General features: G+C 71.1%; 5 protein-coding genes. All 5 read right to left on the bottom strand.

Translation table 11 applies throughout. From position 1 onward, the window contains the following. Positions 1-54: 54 nt before the first annotated feature. Positions 55-816 carry an SAM-dependent methyltransferase gene (locus AB0K09_RS32160; RefSeq protein ID WP_366068928.1) on the bottom strand — a complete coding sequence of 254 codons (762 nt, stop codon included), beginning with the start codon at positions 814-816 and terminating at the stop codon, positions 55-57. Positions 817-843: 27 nt separating this feature from the next. Continuing rightward, positions 844-1314, bottom strand: a complete 471-nt coding sequence (locus tag AB0K09_RS32155) for a MaoC family dehydratase (protein WP_366068927.1) — start codon at positions 1312-1314, stop codon at positions 844-846. After that, positions 1314-1553: an acyl carrier protein gene (locus AB0K09_RS32150; RefSeq protein ID WP_366068926.1), complete on the bottom strand. Its 240-nt coding sequence runs from the start codon at positions 1551-1553 to the stop codon at positions 1314-1316. The genes AB0K09_RS32155 and AB0K09_RS32150 overlap by 1 nt, the downstream gene beginning before the upstream one ends. Then, positions 1525-1962 (bottom strand): 4'-phosphopantetheinyl transferase superfamily protein, encoded by a 438-nt coding sequence (locus tag AB0K09_RS32145; protein WP_366068925.1) that lies wholly within the window; start codon positions 1960-1962, stop codon positions 1525-1527. Before AB0K09_RS32145 ends, AB0K09_RS32150 begins: the two co-directional genes overlap by 29 nt. Continuing rightward, on the bottom strand, positions 1959-2625 hold a 667-nt coding region (locus tag AB0K09_RS32140; RefSeq protein ID WP_366068924.1), incomplete at its 5' end, for a hypothetical protein. The genes AB0K09_RS32145 and AB0K09_RS32140, both read right to left, overlap by 4 nt.

Raw genomic sequence — 2625 nt, 5'->3', positions numbered from 1 at the left:
GACCGGGGTCGAGCACCTTGAGTCCGCGCGGATCGGCCAGTCGGCGCAGCGCCTTCACGGTGGCATCGGTGTCGGAGGAGGCGACGGCGGGGGCTCGCCCGGCTCCTTGAGCTCCCGGACCGTCCAGCCGGTGCTCGCCAGGAACTCCTCGGGCGTGTCCGTGCCGAACAGCCAGGGGATGCCGTCCGCCTTGAGGGCGGCCAGGAAGAACTGGGCGGCGGGGTTGCGCAGCAGCTCCTTGCTCAGGATGTCCACCGCGAGCCGGCTGCCGGGGGCCGAGTTGTCGGCGAAGGTGCGCAGGAGCGTGGCGGACTGCTCCTCGGTGAGGAAGAAGAGCAGCGCCTCCGGCACCCAGAGGGTGGGCTGCGAGGGGTCGAAGCCGGCCGCGCGCAGCGACGGCGCCCAGTCCCCCGCGAGGTCCGCCGGAACGCGCTTGAGCGTCACGGTGGGGTCCGGAGCGCCCAGCTGGGCGAGACGTTTCTCCTTCTCCTCGATCAGGGCCTGGTGGTCCACCTCGTACAGGGTGACGCCGGCCGGCAGCCGGAGCCTGAGGGCGCGGGTGTCCATGCCGGCCGCGATGAGGACGATCTGCTGGATGCCCCGGTCCACCGCGTCGTGGATGGCGTCGTCGAGGTAGCGGGTGCGGATGGCCACGAACTCCACGAGGCCGCCGCCGCCGTACTTGTCGAGGAGTTCGAAGCCGCGGGGCTCGGCCAGCTTCCGCGCCAGCGGGTCCGTGAACAGGGCGTCACTGCGTTCACTCTCCAGCGCGCGGGCCGCCGCAGTCCACTGCGACGTGTAGGACACGGTCTTCATGGGAGGCTCCAATCGGGAAAGCGGTGGTCAGGAGTGCTTGGGGCGGCAGCGGAACCGGGCGTTGAGGATCAGCGTGAGGACGTCGGCGCCCTCCGCGTTGACCAGCCGGCCGCGGTTGCGGACGATGCGGAAGTCCGGTGCCGAGAGGGAGGGGAGGGAGCCGAGGATCTCGCAGCTGCCGGTGAGCACGTCGCCCGGGCGGACCGGCTGCAGAAAGCGCACCTCGTCCACTCCGGGGGAGCCCTCGACGGTGCCCTCGGCCGCGGCGTCGGGCAGCATGGTCGTGACGTACAGGCGCATCCAGATGGCTGCGGTGTTCCACCCGCTGGCGATGAGGCCGCCGAAGGCCGAGGCCCGGCCCGCCTCCTCGTCGAGGTGGTAGGGCTGCGGGTCGTAGGTCCGGCCGAAGGCGGTGATCTCCTCGGCCGTGACCTTGTGCGATCCGAGGTCGTGGACCGAGCCCTTCTCGTAGTCCTCGGCGTGGATCAGACGGCCCATCAGAAGAACTTCCGCTCGATGGCCTCCAGCGTGCGGAAGTCGGCGAGGTCCATGGCCTCGCGGTCGATCTCGGCGCCGCTGGCCTCCTCGATGACGAGGAGGAACTCGACGAAGGACAGCGAGTCGACGAGGCGGGCGGTGATCAGGTCCTCGTCCGGGGCGACGGTGTCGCGCTGCGGGGCCCGGGCCAGCAGCCAGTTGCGGACCTGGTCAAGGTTGGACGCGGTCGTTCCCGGCATGGGGTTCCTCCTTGGGGGTGGGCCGTGCCGCGGCGCCCGAGGCGACGGCGACGGCGAACTGGTCTTCGTGGGAGATGCTGATGTCGATGGCCTCGATGCCGGCGTCGGCGGCCCAGCGGCTCGCCTGCCCGGCGAGCCGGACGTAGGGCCACCGTCCGGGCTCCTTGAGGATCTCGATGGACGTCCAGGGGAGCGGCTGGTCGGTGCGGAGCAGCTTGAACACCGCCTCCTTGGCGGCGAGCCGTCCGGCCACCCCGTGGAGGTCCCACCCCGTGGGGAAGCGGCACAGTTCCGCTTCCGCCTCGGTGAGCATCAGGTGCAGCGGGCCGCCGTCGTCGGTGCCGGCCATGGCCCGGACCCGGGCGATGGGGACGACGTCCACGCCGACGCGCACCGCTGTCGCGGTCACGGTGCCGCGGCTTCGACGGCGGCGAGGGCCTTGGGCAGGTCGCCCTCGAACCGGTCGCTCAGGGCGGCGAGCCACCGTTCGAGGCCGAAGGCGACACAGCTGGTGTAGGCGTGTTCGCCGGTGGGCTCGATGGTGATGCCGCACCGTTCGCCGAAGAAGTTGCGATGGGTGTTGACCGAGGCGATGGCCAGGCCGTCGGCCTGGAACTCGTACTTGACCGGGCTGAGGCGCTGCAGGAGGGCCCGGCCGCCGTCGCGCTCGAAGAACGGGTCGGTGGCGGCCACCTTGGCCAGCGGGAGGTCCAGTGCGGCGGCGAACTTCTCGATCCGCTCGGTGAACCGGGCTATGACGTCCTGGGTGTGCTCGAACGACCCGATCGCCACGATCTCCCGCATCTGGAAGCTGAGCAGCCGCCGCAGTCGCTCGTAGCGTTCCTCGTTGCGGAAGCAGCGGTTGACGAGGGTGACGATGGTGTCGGGGGCGACGGGCCGGTTCTCGTAATAGAGGTAGGCGCCGTAGCAGGTGGAGTGCGGCAGTCCCAGGAACGGCGGTTCGACGTCGTGGCGGGCGAAGGTGCCCTCGACCGGTGCCGGCGGGGTGCCGCCCACGTCCAGCGGGCCGCCGACGAACTGCAGCTGGGGGAAGTTGCGGTAGACGTCGAAC

The sequence above is a fragment of the Streptomyces sp. NPDC049577 genome, from assembly GCF_040675635.1.
Classification (GTDB): Bacteria; Actinomycetota; Actinomycetes; order Streptomycetales; family Streptomycetaceae; genus Streptomyces.
Note: the sequence above shows the minus strand (reverse complement) of the source record. Positions and strands in the feature narration are given on the sequence as shown.

Coding starts and splice junctions, on each gene's coding strand:
- AB0K09_RS32160 (WP_366068928.1), bottom strand. CDS start 816: ATGAAGACCGTGTCCTACACGTCGCAGTGGACTGCGGCGGCCCGCGCG.
- AB0K09_RS32150 (WP_366068926.1), bottom strand. CDS start 1,553: ATGCCGGGAACGACCGCGTCCAACCTTGACCAGGTCCGCAACTGGCTG.
- AB0K09_RS32155 (WP_366068927.1), bottom strand. CDS start 1,314: ATGGGCCGTCTGATCCACGCCGAGGACTACGAGAAGGGCTCGGTCCAC.